The organism is Olivibacter sitiensis DSM 17696 (genome assembly GCF_000427965.1).
Taxonomy (GTDB): Bacteria; Bacteroidota; Bacteroidia; order Sphingobacteriales; family Sphingobacteriaceae; genus Olivibacter; species Olivibacter sitiensis.
This window is the reverse complement of record NZ_ATZA01000012.1, coordinates 79,405-99,915: the sequence shown is the minus strand read 5'-3', so window position 1 is coordinate 99,915 and position 20,511 is coordinate 79,405. Positions and strand designations below refer to the sequence as shown.

Annotated in this window: 16 protein-coding genes; 8 read left to right on the top strand and 8 right to left on the bottom strand. The window is 47.3% G+C overall.

Annotated features, from left to right (window positions below; genetic code table 11):
• Positions 1–24: 24 nt before the first annotated feature.
• The 4 genes from A37S_RS0108625 to A37S_RS0108610 all read left to right on the top strand — a co-directional run bounded on the left by A37S_RS0108625 (position 25) and on the right by A37S_RS0108610 (position 5,344).
• A complete protein-coding gene (locus tag A37S_RS0108625) occupies positions 25–897 on the top strand; it encodes an ABC transporter ATP-binding protein (RefSeq protein WP_028296644.1) in 873 nt (290 codons plus the stop codon).
• A gap of 7 nt (positions 898–904) precedes the next feature.
• Complete coding sequence (locus A37S_RS24060) at positions 905–4,603, top strand: ABC transporter permease/M1 family aminopeptidase (protein WP_051292885.1); 3,699 nt, start codon at positions 905–907, stop codon at positions 4,601–4,603.
• Between the two features lie 66 nt (positions 4,604–4,669).
• Complete coding sequence (locus A37S_RS0108615) at positions 4,670–4,963, top strand: hypothetical protein (protein ID WP_028296643.1); 294 nt, start codon at positions 4,670–4,672, stop codon at positions 4,961–4,963.
• The gene (locus A37S_RS0108610; RefSeq protein WP_028296642.1) at positions 4,964–5,344 is read left to right on the top strand and encodes a type II toxin-antitoxin system VapC family toxin; all 381 of its coding nucleotides are present in this window, start codon (positions 4,964–4,966) and stop codon (positions 5,342–5,344) included.
• 29 nt (positions 5,345–5,373) lie between these two features.
• Here A37S_RS0108610 and A37S_RS24055 read toward each other — a convergent pair whose 3' ends face one another.
• The 7 genes from A37S_RS24055 to A37S_RS0108570 form a co-directional block, all read right to left on the bottom strand.
• Positions 5,374–5,706 carry a four-helix bundle copper-binding protein gene (locus A37S_RS24055; RefSeq protein WP_036601846.1) on the bottom strand — a complete coding sequence of 111 codons (333 nt, stop codon included), beginning with the start codon at positions 5,704–5,706 and terminating at the stop codon, positions 5,374–5,376.
• A 155-nt stretch (positions 5,707–5,861) separates the two neighbouring features.
• Positions 5,862–6,179 (bottom strand): thioredoxin, encoded by a 318-nt coding sequence (gene trxA / locus A37S_RS0108600; protein WP_028296641.1) that lies wholly within the window; start codon positions 6,177–6,179, stop codon positions 5,862–5,864.
• Positions 6,180–6,333: 154 nt separating this feature from the next.
• Positions 6,334–10,704: a DNA polymerase III subunit alpha gene (gene dnaE / locus A37S_RS0108595; protein WP_028296640.1), complete on the bottom strand. Its 4,371-nt coding sequence runs from the start codon at positions 10,702–10,704 to the stop codon at positions 6,334–6,336.
• Positions 10,705–10,903: 199 nt separating this feature from the next.
• On the bottom strand, positions 10,904–11,665 hold the full coding sequence (gene pstB, locus A37S_RS0108585) for a phosphate ABC transporter ATP-binding protein PstB (RefSeq protein WP_028296639.1): 762 nt from the start codon (positions 11,663–11,665) through the stop codon (positions 10,904–10,906).
• Positions 11,662–12,504, bottom strand: a complete 843-nt coding sequence (gene pstA, locus A37S_RS0108580; RefSeq protein ID WP_028296638.1) for a phosphate ABC transporter permease PstA — start codon at positions 12,502–12,504, stop codon at positions 11,662–11,664. Before pstA ends, pstB begins: the two co-directional genes overlap by 4 nt.
• A complete protein-coding gene (pstC, locus tag A37S_RS0108575; protein WP_028296637.1) occupies positions 12,504–13,394 on the bottom strand; it encodes a phosphate ABC transporter permease subunit PstC in 891 nt (296 codons plus the stop codon). Before pstC ends, pstA begins: the two co-directional genes overlap by 1 nt.
• Positions 13,395–13,401: 7 nt before the next feature.
• Positions 13,402–14,241 carry a PstS family phosphate ABC transporter substrate-binding protein gene (locus A37S_RS0108570; RefSeq protein ID WP_028296636.1) on the bottom strand — a complete coding sequence of 280 codons (840 nt, stop codon included), beginning with the start codon at positions 14,239–14,241 and terminating at the stop codon, positions 13,402–13,404.
• Positions 14,242–14,506: 265 nt separating this feature from the next.
• On the opposite strand from A37S_RS0108570, the gene pafA reads away from it, so the two are divergent.
• From pafA to A37S_RS0108560, 3 genes are all read left to right on the top strand, one after another.
• A complete protein-coding gene (gene pafA, locus A37S_RS0108565; RefSeq protein WP_084163818.1) occupies positions 14,507–16,135 on the top strand; it encodes an alkaline phosphatase PafA in 1,629 nt (542 codons plus the stop codon).
• Between the two features lie 120 nt (positions 16,136–16,255).
• Complete coding sequence (locus A37S_RS27455) at positions 16,256–16,396, top strand: hypothetical protein (RefSeq protein WP_169719466.1); 141 nt, start codon at positions 16,256–16,258, stop codon at positions 16,394–16,396.
• Between the two features lie 130 nt (positions 16,397–16,526).
• Positions 16,527–17,774, top strand: a complete 1,248-nt coding sequence (locus tag A37S_RS0108560; protein WP_028296634.1) for an alpha/beta hydrolase-fold protein — start codon at positions 16,527–16,529, stop codon at positions 17,772–17,774.
• Between the two features lie 135 nt (positions 17,775–17,909).
• Here the strand turns inward: A37S_RS0108560 and A37S_RS0108555 are convergent, their stop codons facing one another.
• A complete protein-coding gene (locus tag A37S_RS0108555; protein ID WP_157278521.1) occupies positions 17,910–19,418 on the bottom strand; it encodes a subtype B tannase in 1,509 nt (502 codons plus the stop codon).
• 179 nt (positions 19,419–19,597) lie between these two features.
• Between A37S_RS0108555 and A37S_RS0108550 the strand changes: the two genes are divergently transcribed.
• The gene (locus A37S_RS0108550; protein WP_028296632.1) at positions 19,598–20,485 is read left to right on the top strand and encodes a dienelactone hydrolase family protein; all 888 of its coding nucleotides are present in this window, start codon (positions 19,598–19,600) and stop codon (positions 20,483–20,485) included.
• The last annotated feature ends 26 nt before the right edge of the window (positions 20,486–20,511 follow it).

The following is a 20,511-nucleotide window of genomic DNA, read 5'->3' as shown; positions in this document are numbered from 1 at the left end:
AGGCATCAACACACATAATGAACCATGGATTTAATCATCGAAAATGTAAGCAAAACCTATTCAAACGGACTGAAAGCATTAAACAACATCAACCTTACCATTCCAAAGGGCATGTTTGGGCTTTTGGGTCCCAATGGAGCAGGAAAGTCATCCCTTATGCGCACCATCGCTTCCTTGCAAGAACCCGATCAGGGCACTATACGTCTTGGCGACATCAATATCTTGGAACAAAAAGACGAGCTACGCAAGGTGTTGGGCTACCTACCACAGGATTTCGGTTTTTACCCAAAGGTGAGTGCCTTGGAACTATTAAACCACTTTGCCATATTGAAAGGGATAGCCAACAAAAAGGAACGCAGCGAGATCGTGAATGCCCTCTTGCAGCAGACCAATCTTTTTGAAGTGCGCAAACGCTACGTAAGTGAATATTCCGGTGGAATGCGGCAGCGTTTCGGCATTGCGCAGGCACTACTGGGCGATCCCAAACTGGTCATTGTTGATGAACCTACAGCCGGATTAGATCCATTGGAGAGGAACCGATTTCACAACCTGTTGAGTGAGATCGGTGAGAACACCATCGTCATTCTTTCTACCCATATCGTTGATGACGTAAAAAACCTGTGCCGTCAAATGGTTGTGATGAATAAGGGTACCATTCAGTTTAACGGAACTCCGAGCCAGGCCATCGATACCGTAAACGGGCATATTTGGAAAAAAACGATCGCCAAAGAGGAACTCCCAGATTATAAAAAAGCCTATCATGTTATTTCATCCCATGTTTCCGAAGGCAACCTGAACATACACGTGCACCACACCGAATCGCTAGAAAACGAAGGTTTCATGGCCGTGCAGGCAAGCTTAGAAGATGTCTATTTTTCCACCATCACCAAAAAATAGTGCAGCTATGTTTAAGGAAATCTACTTTTTTGAATTGAGGCAGGGGTTCAAAAAGCCTGCAACATATATCTATTTTAGTATCTATTTTGGTTTAAGCCTGGTAGTAGGAATGGCCATTGTGGGCTACTTCAATACGGCCACGACCGATACCAACACGATAGCCAACTCTACCTATGCCGTAAGTGAGATGCTGGTGGGCTTTAATGACAGCATATTGGGATTGGTAAACAGCGTGATCTTGGTTGCCATTATGGCAACGGCTATACAGAAAGACTACGAGTACAACACACATCCCCTCTTCTTTACCAAGCCCATTAAGAAAAGCACCTATTTCTTTGGTCGTTTTTTGGGTGCATTTACATTGGCTCTCCTTGTCTTCTTTGGACAGGTTATAGGCTATTTTACAGGCACGCTATTTGGCTTGGGTACAGACCTCGTAGGTCCTTTCCATGCCTGGAGTTTTCTGAGTCCCTTTTTGGTCTTCACTGTCCCCAACCTGCTGCTACTAGGCATCATTTTTTTCTCGCTCACGACCTTTACGAGAAATACACTCACGGCCTACTTATTGTGCATCATATTGCTCATCATCAGAATCGTCAGCGACACCATTACGGCAGACCTGGACAACAAGACCATGGCTGCCCTGTTGGAGCCTTTTGGCGCTAATGCACTACAGCTAGCCACGCAATACTGGACCCCTTCAGAACAAAACAGCTTGGCCATCCCTTTGAGCGGCATCTTGCTATATAACCGACTACTTTGGTTGGCCATTGCCATAGCCATTACGGCCATTAGCTATAGAAAGTTCCATTTCAGCCAATTCCTTGCGCCGGCTTTTAAAATAAATTGGTTCTCTAAAAAGAGCGCTGAGGGGGAACAAACGGCTATCGTGTCACCGTTCGACTCCCTAGCTCGCCTACCCAAGGTTACTCAAGTATTCTCTTGGAAACAAGGAATATCCCAGTGCTTATACCTGGCAAAGTTTGAGTTCAAGAAACTGATAGGCACTACGTTCTTCATCGTGCTCTGCGCGCTAGGTATCGTGATGATGGTCATCATTTCCCAATTTATGGGATCCATGTACGACACGGAAACCTATCCCGTGACCTATCAGATACTAGAGGTAGCCAGTGGCGGTTTCCTCTTTTTTATTCTTATCATCTTGGTCTTCTTTGCTGGCAATAGCATCTGGCGAGAGCGGGAAAATAGGCTGGACGAACTGGTGGGCGCTAGCCCTGTGAGCAATGTCGTGCTGTTTTTCTCCAAGTATTTGGCACTTATCTTTGTGCTTTTCATTCTATTGAGCCTTGTGCTCCTCACAGGGGTAGGCGTACAGCTAAGCCAAGGTTTCACGCAGATCAACCTGACCGAATACATGGTGGAGCTCTATGGCAAGTCTTGGCTTAGTATGAGCATCACCGCTGGGCTATGTATGGCTGTTCAAGTGCTAAGCCCCAACAAGTACCTTGGCTTTTTCATCTCCCTCGTTCCAATCCTCTTCATCAATATACTATTTGGCCTGCTGGAATGGAACGACAAGCTCTATATCTTTAATTCCTCTGGACCTCGACTGCCTTACTCGGACATGAATGGATTTGGACATACCTTGCCAGTCTACTACCTGTACAAGGCTTACTGGCTGAATATCGTGCTTTTCCTCATGTTGGTGAGTTTGCTGTTCTTTCCACGTGGAAAGGAAAAAAACTACAAGGCAAAGTATCGACTGTCTGGCAAGCACTATGGCATCGGCTACAAGGTGGCCATGCTTGCGACATGGACGATAGCCTTCTCCTGCGGAGCCTATATCTACTATAATACACATGTGCTTCATGTTTTCCGAACGGCCTTGGAGATCGAACAGCTCCAAGCCGATTATGAAAAGACCTTCAAGCCCTACGAAAGGATAAGACAAGCCAGAATCACCCATGCCCTAATAGACGTAGACATCTATCCCGATAAGCGAAGCTTGGCTACAAAGGGCTACTACTTTCTCAAGAACAAGCATGAGGTACCCTTGGATACCTTGTACATCAATTACCAAACGGAAGAAGACAGTTACTATTTTTCGGAGCTTGCGCCAGACAGGGCCCATACCGTCTTGCAAAACGATTCCATCCAGGGAGTAAAAATCTTTGTACTGAGGGAGAAGCTGCAACCAGGCGACTCGCTCAAGCTATCATTCGCTTTTCGTTTGGAGCCGAATGGTTTTTCCAACAACAACCCCAGCACCGATGTAGTCCATAACGGCAGTTTCTTCAACAACATGCTGTTGCCCAGCATCGGCTACGAGAGCCGTGCCGAACTGAGCGCCAATAGTGCCCGCAAAAAGTATGGCCTACCTCCCAAGGAACGGATGGCCAAGGTGGACGACATGGAGGCCCGGATGAACAACTATCTCTCGAAAGATGCCGACTGGATCAGATTTGAGACAAAGGTAAGTACCTCGGTCGATCAGATTGCCATAGCGCCAGGTTATCTTCAAAAAGAATGGGAGGAAAACGGCAGAAGATATTTTCATTACACTATGGACAGTCCCATCCTCAATTTCTACTCTTACCTTTCTGCCAACTACGAGGTAAAAAAGGACAAATGGAAAGATGTTGACATAGAAGTTTACTATCATAAAGGGCATGAATACAACCTCGAAAGGATGATCAAGAGCGTGCAACATTCGTTGGACTATTACACCGCCAATTTCGGCCCCTATCAGCACCGGCAGGTACGCATCATCGAGTTTCCGCGTTATGCCAGCTTCGCACAGTCTTTTCCCAATACCATTCCTTATTCGGAGAGCATCGGCTTCATCACTAAGGTAGATGACAGCGACAAGTCAAAAATCGATGTACCTTTCTACGTGACAGCACACGAAGTAGCGCACCAGTGGTGGGGCCATCAAGTGGTAGGAGGCAACGTACAAGGCAGCGTATTAATGTCCGAGTCCATGTCGCAATACTCGGCCCTGATGGTGATGGAGAAAGAATACGGCAGGGATAAGATGAAGAAATTCCTCCGCTATGAAATGGACAACTACCTCAAGGGAAGAACCAGCGAAGGCAAAAAAGAGATGCCTCTGATGCTAGTAGAAAACCAAGCGTATATCCATTACAATAAAGGGAGCGTGGTGATGTATGCCCTACGCGACTACCTAGGAGAGGATACCCTCAATAAGGCTTTGAGAAATTACCTACAAAAAACGGCCTTTCAAGAACCTCCGTATACCAATTCCATTGAATTCGTAAATACCCTTCGTGAAGCAACACCAGATAGTTTGAAGTATATCATCAAAGATATGTTTGAAGACATCACACTGTACGAAAACTACGTGAAAGATTTATCGTACACCAAGCGCCAAGATGGAAAATATGTGGTAAACATGACCTTGGGCAGCCAAAAATTCAAGGCAGATAGCCTCGGGAAACAAGTTCGGGTTCCAGTCAATGATTATATCGACATCGGTATTTTCTCCAATAAAGATTCATCTGGGGAAGATATTCCGCTCCTACTCCAAAAGATAAAAATGGATGAACCCCTAAAAGCCTTTACCTTTACTGTGGATAGAGAACCTACCTCGGCCGGATTAGACCCGTACAACAAACTGATAGATCGCAATCCAGACAACAACACCTGGAAATTTGGATCCACGCCGCCGCCAGTGAGGTTGGACGATAAGGAAGAAACGACGGTAACTATCAAAGTGGGAGAGTAATACGCTTGATTTTATTTTGCAATCCCTGAGAAAAAAAGTAACTTTGGATAGTAAAAGATCTGGATTATGTTGACGGTCAGAATAAATGATAGCGGTTTAGAAAGGCGGATTGTGGAAAAGGCACGTACGATTGGTAAAAGTACGCAAGAGTTCGTTCATGATGTCCTTGATGACGCGCTCACCGAGGATTCCGATACTGGGCTTATCTTCGAGAAGCTAGACATCAAGAACAATGGCTATACTATGGTTTTCAGCAAAGCAGAAGACTCGGTGCTAGCAGAAGATGCTGAACCTTATTCTTATGTCACAGACAGCGCTACCTACACCGAGCAGCTACGCAAAAAAGCTTGGAGAAAATAAATGATCCTTGTAGATACTTCTTTTCTAATTGACTATTTCAGAAAACAGGAGCCTGCCTTATTTTTTGTAAAGAAATATAGAAAAGAGCACCTGGCAATAAACACGGTTATTGCCATGGAACTCTATCAAGGTGCCCGAAACAAAGCCGAGCTCACAAAAATACAAAGTGAGCTCGCGGGAATTTACATGCTTCCTATCAATGATTCCATTGCCGATTTGGCCTTGCAGCTTTCCCAAAAATATGCCTTATCCCACCATATCGGATTGTCGGACACATTTATTGCGGCTACTGCATTGATTTACGACTTGGAGCTCAAGACTTTAAATCTAAAAGATTTCCATTTCATTCCGTCTTTGCGCGTTTCGAACTCATTTGATTAATCCTGAAGAGCACGCGGATTCAAAACCAGTTAGTCTTGTAGTATGGCGGTATGATGCTCATGGCAAAGCTCAGCGCAAGCCAAACAAGCATCTGCACAGGCCTGACAATGCTCATTGTCATGTTGCCTACAGATGGCTTCGCATTTACGACAGGCCTCTTCGCATAATAGCAAGAATTGCGTAGCCAAGTTCGATTCTCTTTGCAATAGCCTCAGAGCCAAATTGCAGATATCTGCACAATCCTGATCGGCACGGATACAATCTACCATATGGGCCACATGTTCTTCCTCAAGGCAGGATGTGGCACAGTGGTCACATGCTGCGATGCATTTTACCAATGCATCCTTCATTTGCTGTTTCATAGCTGTATGTTTTTGATATTATCAATAGTACAATTCGTACGGCAAATGGTTTTCTATAATAGGAAACAACTTATAGGCACTTGATCTAAAAACAAAGAGGAGAGCCAATAGACTGACTCTCCTCTTTTAAAATATTCACCAGATATCTCAGTTGACTATATCTGAGCTTCCAGTTTACCTGCCAGAACAGATTTTGGAACCGCGCCAATTTGCTTGTCTACGATTTCACCATTCTTAAAAAACAGCAGGGCAGGTATATTTCTGATACCGTATTTGGTAGAGATCTCCGCGTTGTTGTCTACGTTCACCTTTCCCACTACAGCCTTTCCATCGTACTCCTTTGCCAGTTCTTCCACCAAAGGTCCTACCATGCGGCATGGCCCGCACCACTCTGCCCAAAAATCCACCAACACGGGTTTGTCCGATTTCAACACCAACTCCTCGAAGTTGCTATCTGTAATTTCTAATGCCATATAACTATCCTTTTATTTAATTTTTATATAATAACTTGCTAACCCAAATACAGGCATTCATGCCAATGATGCAAATATACCATTTAGTCAACATAGCCAAAGCGACCGCTAAATATCTGACATTAAAACTATAATCGCATTTGTGCAGTGCCCTTTAGCTCAACATATAGTTGATCTCCTGCTCGTCCAGGGCCGTCAGCAGCTCATTGCAGATATTTATCTTGCATTTTTTGCTCGGCATATGAACGGATATACGATCTTTGGGATCAATCACCCTAAACTGGAGTTCCTTATTTCCAACATACGACGAGAAAATATGGTTCATGTCGGTAAGCAGCTGCTCGGTAAGGTGGTGGATATCCATTGTTACCAAAATACCCTTTGATTGTTTTTCCAGCACATCGCGCAAATCCAGGAAATCGGAAAAGCTGACCCTGGAGCGTTTAGAACCATCTGGCGAGGAGAAAAAGCTTACGCTACCCTTCACATACAGGTAGTTATTGGGCACCAAATGATGCTTAAACTTCAAATATTCGTCCTTAAAGATGGTAAACTCATGTCCGTCGTCATAGCCCTCCAAACGGAATATGGCCCAACCTCGACCATCTTTGGTCACCATGTGCCGAACGGTAGAGAGAATACCCCCTACCTTGAAAGCAAAGTCGCCCCCCTTGTCCAGCTGGTTGAAAACAGCCAAGTTCTCTGTATTGCAATATTTTCCCAGCACATGACGATAGTCGTCCAACGGATGGCCGGAGATATAGATACCTACTACATCTTTCTCTTTGGCGAGCTTTTCCATGGTTCCCCAAGGCTCGCAAGGCTGTATGATCGGTTCGGGTATCTCCACCTCACTTGACGCCCCGAAGAGGCTCACCTGTGCCGAATTTTCATTTTCCTTATACTTGGCTCCGTATTTCAGTGCCTTTTCCAGTGGTGTGCTGCCATCGCCGTCGTCGTGTAGGTATTGCGCACGATGCGTACCGATAAAACAGTCGAAACCGCCAGCAAGCACCAGGTTTTCCATCGCTTTCTTATTGGCGGCACGCAGATCAACCCTTTTGGCTAGATCGAAAATGGATTTATATGGTGCTTCTTTCCTACTCTGTACGATGGTGTCTACCGCACCAGCTCCTACTCCTTTCACGGCTCCCATACCAAAGCGGATAGCACCCTGCTCGTTTACCGTAAATTTGTAGTAAGACTCGTTCACATCGGGTCCAAGCACTTTCAGCCCCATACGCTTGCACTCTTCCATAAAGAACGATACTTGCTTTATATCGTTCATGTTGTTGGATAGCACCGCAGCCATGTACTCGGCAGGATAGTGCGCTTTCAGATAGGCCGTTTGATAGGCAACCCAAGCATAGCAGGTGGAGTGCGATTTGTTGAAGGCATAACTCGCAAAGGCTTCCCAGTCCTTCCAGATCTTTTCCAAGATTTTGGCATCATGTCCTTTTTCTGAGGCCTGTTGCACAAATTTGGGCTTCATCTTATCCAGCACGTCCTTTTGCTTCTTTCCCATGGCCTTACGCAGTACGTCCGCTTCACCCTTTGTGAAACCTGCCAACTTTTGCGACAGCAACATCACCTGTTCCTGATACACGGTAATACCGTAGGTCTCCTTCAAGTACTCTTCACAAGCATCCAAGTCGTACGCAATAGGCTCTTCACCGTTCTTCCGCCTAATGAAACTTGGAATATACTCCAAAGGCCCTGGCCGATACAAAGCGTTCATAGCTATCAAATCGCCAAACACCGTGGGCTTCAGCTCCTTCATGTACTTCTGCATACCCATCGACTCGTACTGAAATATACCGATGGTCTCACCACGCTGGAACAGCTCGTAGGTTTTCACGTCATCTATCGGAAATTTATCAGGATCGAGCTCCACGCCCCTTGTATGTCTTACCAAGCTTACCGTGTCCTTGATGAGCGTGAGGGTCTTGAGGCCCAAGAAGTCCATCTTGAGCAGGCCTGCACTTTCTACCACCGAGTTGTCAAACTGCGTGACATACAAATCAGAGTCTTTGGCTGTGGATACTGGCACAAAGTTGGTAATATCGTCGGGCGTGATGATGACGCCACAAGCGTGGATACCGGTATTTCTTACCGAACCCTCCAGAACCTTGGCCTGCTTGATGGTTTCGGCGCTCAGGTCATCACGCTGCGCCAAGTTGATAAGCTCATAGACATTATCCATTTCCTCTGGCCTCAGCGCACTACGCAGGGCCTGTGCATCCATATTAAATATCTTGTTCAGCTTCAGGTTAGGTATAAGCTTGGCAATCTTGTCGGCCTCGAACAAAGGCAGGTCCAATACACGCGCGGTATCTCTTATGGAGCTTTTGGCAGCCATGGTACCATAGGTAATAATCTGCGCCACCTGATTGGCCCCATATTTATTGATGACGTATTCCATCACCCTTCCCCTACCTTCATCATCAAAGTCGATGTCGATATCGGGCATGGATATACGGTCGGGATTGAGGAAACGTTCGAATAGCAAATCGTAAGCTATGGGATCTATATTGGTGATTCCTAGGCAATAGGCCACGGCCGATCCAGCTGCCGAACCACGCCCCGGTCCTACGGAAACCCCGATATTGCGCGCTGCCGCTATAAAATCCTGAACAATGAGGAAATACCCGGGGTAGCCCGTGTTTTCTATGGTCTTCAGTTCAAAATCCAGTCGCTCACGTATCTCGGGAGTAACCTCGGGATACCTTTTTGCCGCACCCATATAAGTCAGATGCCGCAAGTACCTATTCTCCCCTCTTTTCCCTCCGTCGGTCAGGTCTTCCTCTTCCTGAAACTCCTCTGGTATCTCAAACTTGGGCAAGAGAATATCCCTATTGAGGGCATAGATCTCCACCTTATCCACCACTTCTTCAATATTGACGATGGCTTCCGGCAGATCGGCAAAAAGCCGTTTCATCTCCTCTGCCGACTTAAAATAATATTCCTGGTTTGGCAAGCCATAGCGAAAGCCCCTACCTCGGCCCTTGGGGGTGGCCAACTTTTCTCCATCTTTCACGCAGAGCAAAATATCATGCGCGTGGGCCTCCGTTTTTTCGAGGTAATAGGCGTTATTGGTCGCTACGAGCTTTATCTGATGTTTTCTGGCCAAGCGTATCAGGCCGTCATTTACCCTGTTTTCATCTTCTTGATCATGGCGCATTACCTCGATATACAAATCGTCCTTGAACTGCCCCTTCCACCAAAGTAGCGCCTCTTCTGCCTGGTTTTCCCCTACGTTGAGCAGTTTGCCAGGCACCTCTCCATACAGATTTCCCGTAAGCACCATAATATCGTCCTTATACCTTTCGATAACGGTACGATCGATGCGAGGCACATAGTAAAAGCCTTCCGTATAGGCAATGGATGCCATTTTGGCCATATTGTGGTAGCCTTTTTTGTTCTTGGCCAAGAAGACCACCTGATAGCCATTGTCCTTTCTCGATTTGTCCTGGTGGTTCTCACACACATAAAACTCACAGCCTACAATCGGCTTTAACAATAGCTCGGTAGTGCTTTCGCCCTTTTCCTGCGCCTCTTTGTTGCGGGCCTCCACTTCCTTATTATGCTTCAGCACATTGCTCACAAAATGGAAAGCTCCCATCATATTGCCGTGATCGGTCATCGCTACGGCAGACAGCCCCTGCTTGGCAGCAGCCTTCACCAAAGATGGAATGGATATGGTAGATTGCAAAATGGAGAACTGCGTATGCACATGCAAATGGGCAAAGCGCGCATTTGCTAGATCCTGTTTATCGTAGCTTGGCGCCAAATGGCCCAGGTCATCATCCACATCTACCTGCTGCTTGCGTATGGCATCTGACGCAGCCTTCAGGTTCACGTGCTTGAGCCCTACACTGGCTATAGGCAGCGGATTAAGTTCCTGAAATTCCTTGAAATAGGCCATCTCCACCTGCAGTTCCTCTTTGGTGAAGACCTCTCGGCGCACTAACTCCAAAAAACACCTTGTCGTAGCTTCTACGTCTGCCGTGGCGTTGTGTGCTTCGGCAAAAGGGACACCAAAGAGGTATTGGTGCAGCTCGGTAAGTGTAGGCAGCTTATAGCGACCGCCACGTCCTCCAGGCAATTGCAACAGGCCAGCCGTCACTTCGGTACAGGTGTCCAAAACGGGTATTGTGGCCATGGGCGAATCAATTCCCATCCTGTGGAATTCGCAACCCATGATATTGATGTCAAAACGGATGTTCTGTCCCACGACAAATTTTGCCTTGGACAGGGCCTCATTGAACTTTTCGAGCACATCGGCAAGGGCTATACCTTCCTGTTGAGCCAATTCCGTAGAGATGCCATGTATACGCTCGGCGTCATAGGGGATATTGAACCCCTCAGGCTGCACCAGATAGTCATGATGTTCTATCAGTTTGCCCCTGCTGTCATGCAGCTGCCATGCAATCTGTATACACCTTGGCCAATTGTCCGTATCACTTATCGGTGCATCCCATCTCTTGGGCAAACCTGTAGTTTCGGTATCGAATATTAAATACATTCTGTGAGCAATTTTGGAAATCAAACTTAATCAAATTTGAACACAATCCCACATTAATTATCGCTTGACCGATGTTTCCAACTGGAAATAATGGAGATAGAATTTCCCTATCTCTGGATGGAAGCGCAATTAGGCCCCGAAATTTTGGATATCTTTTTCATCTATCAAAATGTAGGTAAGCGTATCAGGTAAAAACCTATTAGCCAAAGCGCCCATGCACGTAGTTGGCAGTCAATTCCTGTTGCGGATTATTGAAGATAGACGCCGTAGGTCCTTGTTCTACCACTTCACCCAGATACATGAACACCGTCTTATCGGCAATGCGCTGTGCCTGCTGCATACTGTGGGTAACGATGACAATGGTATACTCCTCCTTTAGTTTTAGAATGAGCTCTTCGATTTTGGCAGTGCTAATGGGGTCTAGCGCAGAACAGGGTTCATCCATCAAGATTACTTCTGGACGCAAGGCGATGGTACGAGCGATGCACAAGCGTTGCTGCTGCCCACCGGACAGGCGGACAGCTGGTTTATTCAATTCATCTTTTACCTCTTCCCAGAGGTAGCTTTCCTGCAACGATCTTACCACTATTTCGTGCTGCTGCTCTTTGGGCACGCCATTTATCTTCAAGCCATATACCACGTTGTCGTAGATACTCTTTGGAAAAGGGTTTGCTTTCTGAAACACCATACCAATCCGTTGCCGTACTTGCGTGGCCGATAGCGGACCACCATATAGGTCCGTGTTATCCAGCAAGAACCTACCTTCAATGCGCGCATCCGGTACCAAATCATGCATGCGATTGAAAGCCCGCAGCAAGGTGCTCTTGCCACAACCCGAAGGGCCTATCAGCGCCGTTATCTTCCGCTCTGGGAAAGTCACATCAATGTGTTTTAAGATTTGCTTTTGGCCAAACCAAAGATTGACATCGTGAGCAGCCAATTTGATCTTTTCTTGTATCATTTTGAGCGGTGTTTATAACGAATGTAAAAAGCGGTAAAATTGAGCAAAAAGACGACGATAATGAGCGTCAGCGCCGTACCATAGGCCAGAGGACGGACTTCTGCAATGGCCTGATGCTGCGTAGACAGCATATACAAATGGTATGGCAGCGCCATAAACTCTTGATTCAATGCACCGGAGGGATTGTTGATGTAAAAGGCGACGCCCGTAAAAAGAATAGGTGCCGTTTCACCGGCCGCGCGCGACAGGGCCAGCACCACGCCGGTGAGGATGCCCGATATGGCCGAGGGCAGCACCATATCCCTGATGGATTCCAGCTGCGTGGCCCCTACTGCCAGTGCGGCCTCCCTGGTACTAGCAGGTACACGCCGCAGCGCCTCCTCCGTAGTGGTAATGATATAAGGTAAGGACAGCAATCCCAACGTAAGTCCCGCGGCCAGCAGGGAGGTACCCAACTGCAGGGCCTGCACAAAAATAGCCAGGCCGAAAAGGCCATAGATAATGGAGGGGACGCCAGCCAAGTTGCGTATAGAGGCCCTAATGGAGCGCGTAAGCCAGTTATCCTGTGCATATTCATTGAGGTAAATGGCACAACAAACGCCAAAGGGCGTGGCCGAAATGGCCGTAATGAGCGTAACCGACACGGTACCCACGATGGCCGGCAATATACCTCCCTTTGTCATGCCGTCGGTAGGCAGCGAACTGAGGAACTCCCAAGAGAGAACCGGTAGCCCTTTGCCGATGATGTCCCAAAGGATGACTACCAGGAAACAGCATACCGCAGCCGTACTCAGCAACAGGCTTCCCCATTCAGCGATAAATTGTAGCTTTCTTTTCATTAGGCGGCTTGATATTTACGAAACTTATTCACAAAATGTTCACCAATCAGGTTGACCACCAAGGTCATGGCAAAGAGCACCGTGGCGATGGCAAACAGTGCATAGTAATGCGTGGTTTGATAGGGCACCTCGCCCATTTCAATGGCGATGGTGGCCGTGATGGTTTTTACCGAATGGAAAAAACCCTTCGGAAAGGCCGATACGTTGCCCGTAGCCATTAGCACGGTCATGGTCTCTCCTATGGCCCTGCCCACGCCCAGCATCACGGCCGCCAATATGCCTGGCGCTGCCGCTGGAATGGTGATCTTGGTGAGCGTCTCCCAACGGTTGGCCCCTACGCCATAGCTGGCTTCCTTATAAGACTGTGGCACGCCTTGTATAGCATCCTCGGCAATGGTCACAATAGTGGGAAGCGCCATGATGGCCAGCAAGATGGCACCATTCAGCGCGTTGAGCCCATTGGACTGCCCTGTCATCTGCGCGATCTCCGGGCCAAGGAATACAATGCCCAGGAACCCGATGGTAACACTGGGAATGGCTGCCAACATCTCGATGATCGGTTTCAGGATATTCCGAAGTCTGCTACCCGCATATTCCGAGAGGAAAGCGGCCGTTCCAATCCCTATGGGAATGGCAATGATCATCGCACCCAAAGTAACAAGGCAGGTGCTCACCAACAAAGGCAAGATGCCGTACTGCGCATCGCTAGAGGAAGGATCCCACTGCGTGCCCGTAATAAAATCAACAGGACTGATCTCCAAGAAAAAAGCTGCCGTATTCCACAACAGCATACCCAAGATAGCCATCAGTACCACGATGACCATTACGCCCGTCAGCCTAAACACCTGCTTGCCCAGACTGTTCCACCATTCTCTTCTTGCTTGCCTCATTGTTGTTTTATTTAGCTTCCACTGTATAATATCCCGATGAGCGTATCAATTCTTGCCCCACGGCGCTCTGCTCAAAGGCAATGAAGGGCTGCACCTTCTCCCAGGAGCTTTGCGGTATAAACTGAAATAAAGGGCGCTGAAAGAAGTAACGCCCCTCGGTAATAGCCTTTTTGTCCAAAGGGGATATGGCGGGCTCCCCTACCCTTTCCGTAATACGCAACACTTTGACAGAACCATCGTCTCCACCGTCCAAGATATACCCTGCTCCTACATAGCCTATGCCGGAGCGATCCATACGCACCCCCTCCATGATCTGTGCATTACCGTTCATTTCCTTGGCCTCCCTGCTAAAGTTAACACCCAATTTTTTCCGGACAAAGGAATGGGTGCCCGAATTGCTCTGACGCCCATAGATCGTAATAGGCAAATTTGTTCCTATAATGGAACTCCAGTTGTTCAATTCCCCCGACATCGCCTTGGCCAAGGTAGGTACGTCCAAGCTGTCCAAAGGAAAATCGTGGTGCACGATGATGGCCGTGGCATCCTCGGCAAAGACCACTGTATGTAGTTTGATGCCCCTGGCCTTGAACAGGCTGTCCTCTTCCGGGTTCAAGGGCCTGGACGAATTGGCTATATCTGCCTGTCCGTTCATCAAGGAGGCAATGCCCAAGCCCGAGCCCCCTCCCGAAATCGACACACTGAAATCGGGCTCCTGCTCATAGAAATGCTCTGCCAACTTCACGGCCAGGTTGACTTCCGTATCAGATCCTTTCACCTTGATACCGTGCTTGCTGTCGCTGCAGGCAGCAATAATCAAAGCGAACACCAACATGTAGACAAATTTCATTAGCAAAGATTGAATGAAACAAAACTAAACCAATACCTTTAAGCTACTGTTAAGAAATGGTTAACATTAGCCCCCTAAAGTCCACTATAACACAACAAACGTATGAATCAAGTGTTTATCTAACTTCCTTGCCTTGCCACTCCTGTCAGTTGACAGGTGGCATCAGCGACAAATATAGTTAACAATAAGTTAATCGAACGGCAAACAACAAATAACAAAAACTATTCTACTTTTGCTTTTCATTATGTATCAAAGGTAGCATTTCATGAGATTTTTAATTCCACTTTACTTAGTTATCCATTTAGCGACACTTTCATTTGCACAGGACAATGCTGCCCTCAAAAGGCCAAAGCTGGTTGTAGGTATCATGATTGATCAAATGCGATGGGACTACCTCTATCGCTATTACGATCGCTACGAACAGGGTGGCTTCAAGCGCTTACTAAATGAGGGCTACAGCCACGAAAACACCTATATAGATCATTTGCCCACGGTAACCGCCATAGGGCATACCACAGTCTATACGGGAAGCGTTCCGTCCATTCATGGCATCACGGGCAATGATTTCATGTACCAGCTAGAAGGTAAAGTGACCTACTGTGCTACCGATACCAGCGTCTCTGGCGTGGGTATAAATGGCTCAAGTGGCCAGATGTCCCCCAAGAACCTGCTGACCTCTACTGTTACGGACGAGCTCAAACTGGCCACTAATTTTCGCAGCAAGGTCATCGGTATTGCCATCAAGGACAGGTCGAGCATTTTCCCGGCCGGCCATTTTGCCAATGCCGCTTATTGGTTTGGCAACGATGCGAAATGGGGCACCAGCAATTATTATATGGACGAGCTGCCGGCTTGGGTAAAACAATTCAATGAAAGCTCCTTGGCAGACGACTACCTAAAAAATGGATGGCACACCTTGTACGCCAAGGAAAGCTACGTACAGAGTAGCCCAGATGAGAACCCCTACGAAGGTGCCATGAAAGGCATGAACAAGGCCGTGCTCCCTATCGATGCCTCTATTTTGAAGAAAAATGGTCGTGGCATTATCAGGGATACCCCTTTTGGCAACTCTTACACCTTGGATTTTGCCAAAGCCGCTATCCATGAAGAGCAATTGGGGAACAATAAAAACGGATGCACGGACTTCCTGGCCATAAGCCTTTCTTCTACCGATGGTATTGGTCACCAATATGGGGTCAATGCATTGGAAGTAGAGGATATGTACCTCCGATTGGACCAAGACCTCAAAGCCTTCTTTGAATTTCTGGACAACAAAATCGGGAAGGACGAATACCTGATATTTATTACTGCCGACCATGGTGCTTCACACAACAATCCTTTTTTCATAGACCATCGTGGCGGAGGAGGATATCTTTCATTGTCGCAAGAGCGTTTAAACCATCATTTGGATAGCATTTACCATAGCCCTGCCCTGGTAAGGAGCTTGATGAATGACCAAGTTCACCTCGACTACGCCTTGATAGCATCGAAAGGTTTGAACCTTGGGAACATCAAGGCCACCATCATCGATTATTGCCGTAGGCTTCCCGGCATTGCCTATGCCGTAGACATGGACCGTGCCGGGCAATCTACGGTTGCAGACCCCATTCGCAGGAGAATTGTCAATAGCTACAACTTCAAGAGGAGCGGCGCCATACAATTGGTATTTGACCCACAATGGAAAGGCGGTTCGGATAAGCAGACAGGCACAGGCCACAGCGCCTGGAATCCATACGACGCACATATCCCTCTGGTATGGATGGGTTGGGGGATTCCAAAAGGTGGGTCGAGCAACCAAATAGCGAGCATGTACGATATCGCACCTACCATCAGCGCGCTGCTTCACATCCAGGAACCGAATGGCAACGTAGGACATCCGCTGTCATTTAAGTAAACGGACGGATGGAATTGTTTTTCACTTCCTACTTTCCAGCACACTTGTCCGGCTTGTTCCCATATAGAGGGAGACAAGCCTTAGCTTAGCCTGCAGACCTATGGACAGTTTGGGTTGCGCTTGGATGCGAGAAAGGTAGCACACCGGCCTATCTCCCTCTCCGAAGCGGCGCGATGGGATGAAGTGTCGGGAGGGGGAGGTTTGGAAAAATCTTTACGCCAGACAGACTCCGTACAGTTCCATTTGGCGACTGCAACCTAATTTTATTGAACGCGGTTATAATCCTCCATTTTTATGTAAGTTTGGCTATCAGCTTCGCAAGGATGTTTCGTCGCAAAGGCCACCCGAATGCAAAGCCATAGAGCAGTAGACGGCAAAAAAATTCAAAACAATGAAACATATCATATTACTAACATGCGCGGTTGCGCTGGCATCCTGTGCAAGTCAAAAACAGGCGGGGAAAATCCAAAGTATAACCGCATTGACGGAAGTATTTGGCGATGGGCAGAAGACAACCGCGGCCTTAGTGGAATACGATAGGGAGATCGAAAACGAAAAGCTAGACAAAGCCTCCTTTTCAGTAGAGGGCAGGACGATAACGGCTGTTTATGCCAATGCCGAACCTGAAAAATCAGAAGAAGGAAAAGACGGTAAATACGTCATCATCGAACTGGCAAAAGACGATGCCACTGCCGCTACCTTCATCCCAAAAGGCAAAGATTCCGAAATCAGGACGGCGAAAGTTGCCGTCAGCCAACTAAAAGAAATTGCTACATCCGATGCTAAATCTATAGCGCCAACAGAAAAAGCCATTGACAATGACAAGGTGGTCAACCTTATCGTAGACGATTTTACCCAGCACGAATACCAAGATCAACAAACGGGCATCACGGTAAAATACAACTTATACGTTCCAAAAAACTATGACAAGAACAAATCCTATCCCATGGTCATGTTCATCCACGATGCAGGCGTGGTCAGCCCGGAAATAAAAGCGACATTGATGCAAGGCTTGGGGGCCGTCATTTGGGCGAGCCCCGAAGAACAGGCTAAACACGAAGCCTTCGTTTTGGCTCCACAGTATTCGGTCGTTACGGTCAATGATCAGTCCGAATTTACGGAGGACTTAGACGCGACTGTCAATCTGATCAATGAATTGACGTCTCAATATAATATCGACAAAAACCGCCTGTATACCACGGGACAATCCATGGGCTGTATGTCGTCCATTGCCCTGGACATCAAGTATCCCGATTTGTTTGCTGCTTCTTTCCTTGTAGCAGGACAATGGGACGCATCCAAGGTAGCACCTATGGCAAACGACAAGCTATGGATCATTGTCTCGGAAGGCGACAACAAGGCCTTTCCGGGAATGAATGCCATCACGGCCGCTTTGGAAAAAGAAGGAGCAAAAGTTAGCCGCGCTACTTTTAACGGAAAAGCTACGCCGGAGGAATTTGCCGAAGACGTAAAAAAGGTATTGGCTCAAGGCAATAAGATTCAATACACACCGCTAAAAGCGGGGACGGTAGTTCCGCCCGATATGCAGGGACAAGGCGGAAGCGACCACCGCGCCACATGGCGCATCGCCTATACGATTGAAGGCGTAAGAGACTGGCTGTTTGAGCAAAGCAAATAATCTGTTTATAGAAATTCGTCGAAGCTGACTTATGAATACATTAGCAGACAGGCGAAGTTAGTTTCGGAAATAGGCTATAGAGAATGAAGCTGAAAAGCTGGGAATCCGTAACGATATTCCCGGCTTTTATATTTCCTATTTCTTACAAAGCGTGTCTATCCACTCAAAAAGTTCATTCAGGTCATAGTCACCACTGTGTGGCTTGTCCCAAGGTAGTTCCAAACTGACGTCATAACCTTTGTTTTCCAACAGCGTTGCCAGCATAACGGAAATGGCCAACCCGGTATCCTTATCTTTCGTTCCATGGCGGATTCGCCAATGTTGTGAAATTGTAGTGCCCGCCTTACCGATATAGTCCATCGGATTCATCCTATCCACGATCTGCATGTCCGTCAAAACCCCGTTTGCAAGCGTATTTTGCTGTGAAAATGCCGTAAAATGCTTTTTGTCGGTTGCACCATCGCCAAAGAGTTGATTTTCCGCCGATGAGAGGTCTAAGGCATCGAATGCAGGCGGTGTCTTCATCCGTTCCATGTAGCGGACATACGCGTCAAAATCAAGATCGGTGATTTTACCGTTTCCTGTTTTAATCCAGGACAAACCCGATAGATCAGTTCCAGCATCCATTGCTTTTTGTGCAGAGGCAATCACGTAAGATTTGACCAAATCCCGAAAATTACCGTTGCCGCTTTCATCCAGTTGCAAGAGCTTTCCATCTTTTCCTTTCAGTTCAAGTCCATTGACATACTCGGGAAACATAGCCTTTAACTGACCCGAAACGCGAATCTGGTCGTCGGTGAGCGACGCCACTGTCGCCTGCTGCGGCATTCCCCCTCCTGCTGGTCCGCCCCCACCTCTTTTGGCATAATTGTTTACGCCATTGAACTGCCATTCATAGGCCATATCCGCATGGTCGAGATTGGTGATGGGGCAATAGGCCGAGACCGCAAAGATATCGTCCGTGGCATCAGCCGCACCGATTTCCAGGAGATAAGGCTCGTAATCTTTATTGTTTCCAGTTGCCCCTATGAGCGAAGACAAGGCGCCTCCGGCACTCGTACCATTGGAAATAATCCTTGAAGCATCCCCCGGCATGCTCCTGTCATTGTACTTCAAGTAACGTACGGCAGCTTTTAGATCTACAATAGCTGCAGGTGCTTTCCCGGTATAGCTTCCCTGCTCGTTTTGTGTCGTCCTACCACGTGCCCCTGGCGATGCCACCACATATCCCTGTGCCAAGGCCAATGCAATGGTCGTTTGTCGGTTCCCTCCTGGCCCACCGCCTCCGGGACCTTTTCCATCGTTGATTGCCGTGCCCGGTTTTGCCGGCATGTATCCGCCCACCTGGTTTGGGAAAAAAATGGGTGCCGTTTCGGCTGTGTATCCGTTGATATCCTCCCCTTCAAAATAGGCTTCGGGAATATAGACATTTATTTTCTGGTAAACCGTATCCACGGGGTCTGCTACATAGCTGATATTTTCATAGGCACGGATTTTTAGCACTGCGCCATTTACGGTAACCTCCTGTTTTTCAAATACATTTGAATTAAATTCCAGCTTAGATTTTTGTTGTGCAGTTCCACAGGAAATAATACATGATACGGCCACCATGCCGAACGATTTCTTGAACAGTTGATCCATCATTTTATTTATCAGAAATAGGATGGAAATGTACGGATTTTTTCGCCCACAAGGAACCCAAAAATGCGGTTCTTCAGCATCTTTTCACAACAAAAGAGACTGTTTTCGATCGCTTTATTCCGTTAAGATGCGTATTTTAGGCCAGTATTTTTAAACTTTCACGCTATAAACCACTAATGGCTATGCAAAACCTAAGAAAAGAAGATATCAAGCAGGAAGTTTTTGACCTGTATAATGACTACGCACACGATCGCTTATCACGGAGGGACTTTATGCAGAAGCTTTCTCTTTATGCCGTAGGAGGATTGACGGTATCCTCGCTGATGAGTTTTTTGACACCTGATTATAAAGGAGCCATCCAAGTGAAAGCGGATGATCCGAATATAGAAACGAAATACATCCATTATCCTTCGCCAAAAGGCGGTGGCACGATCAAGGCACTCTTATGTATGCCCAAAGGAAACCAGAAAAAACTAGGCGAAATAGTAGTAGTCCATGAAAATAGGGGCTTGAATCCACATATAGAAGATGTAGCAAGACGAGCAGCATTAGCGGGCTTTGTCAGTTTGGCACCGGATGCGCTAAGTCCATTGGGCGGTTATCCTGGCAATGATGACGATGGACGCGCCTTGCAAAGCAAGCGCGACAGAAACGAGATGCTGGAAGATTTCATTGCAGGGTTCGATTTCCTGCAAAAAAATGAATTTTGCAATGGTAAAGTGGGCGTAGTGGGTTTTTGTTTTGGCGGGTGGATTTCCAATATGATGGCTGTCCGGATCCCCGGCTTGGCCGCTGCCGTGCCTTTTTACGGGGCACAGGCTCCTGTAGAAGAAGTCCCCAACATCAAAGCACCTCTCCAGTTTCATTTTGCCGAGCACGACACCAATGTGAACGCGGGGTGGCCCGCTTATGAAGAGGCGCTCAAAAGCAACAACAAGGAATACACGGCATATCATTACCCGGGCACCAACCATGGTTCCCACAATGATACAACACCGCGTTATGATAAGGAGGCGGCAACACTTGCGTGGAAGCGTACGGTAGAATTCTTCACACAGAAGCTGGGATAACGCATTCAGAAAAATGTGTCGTTATT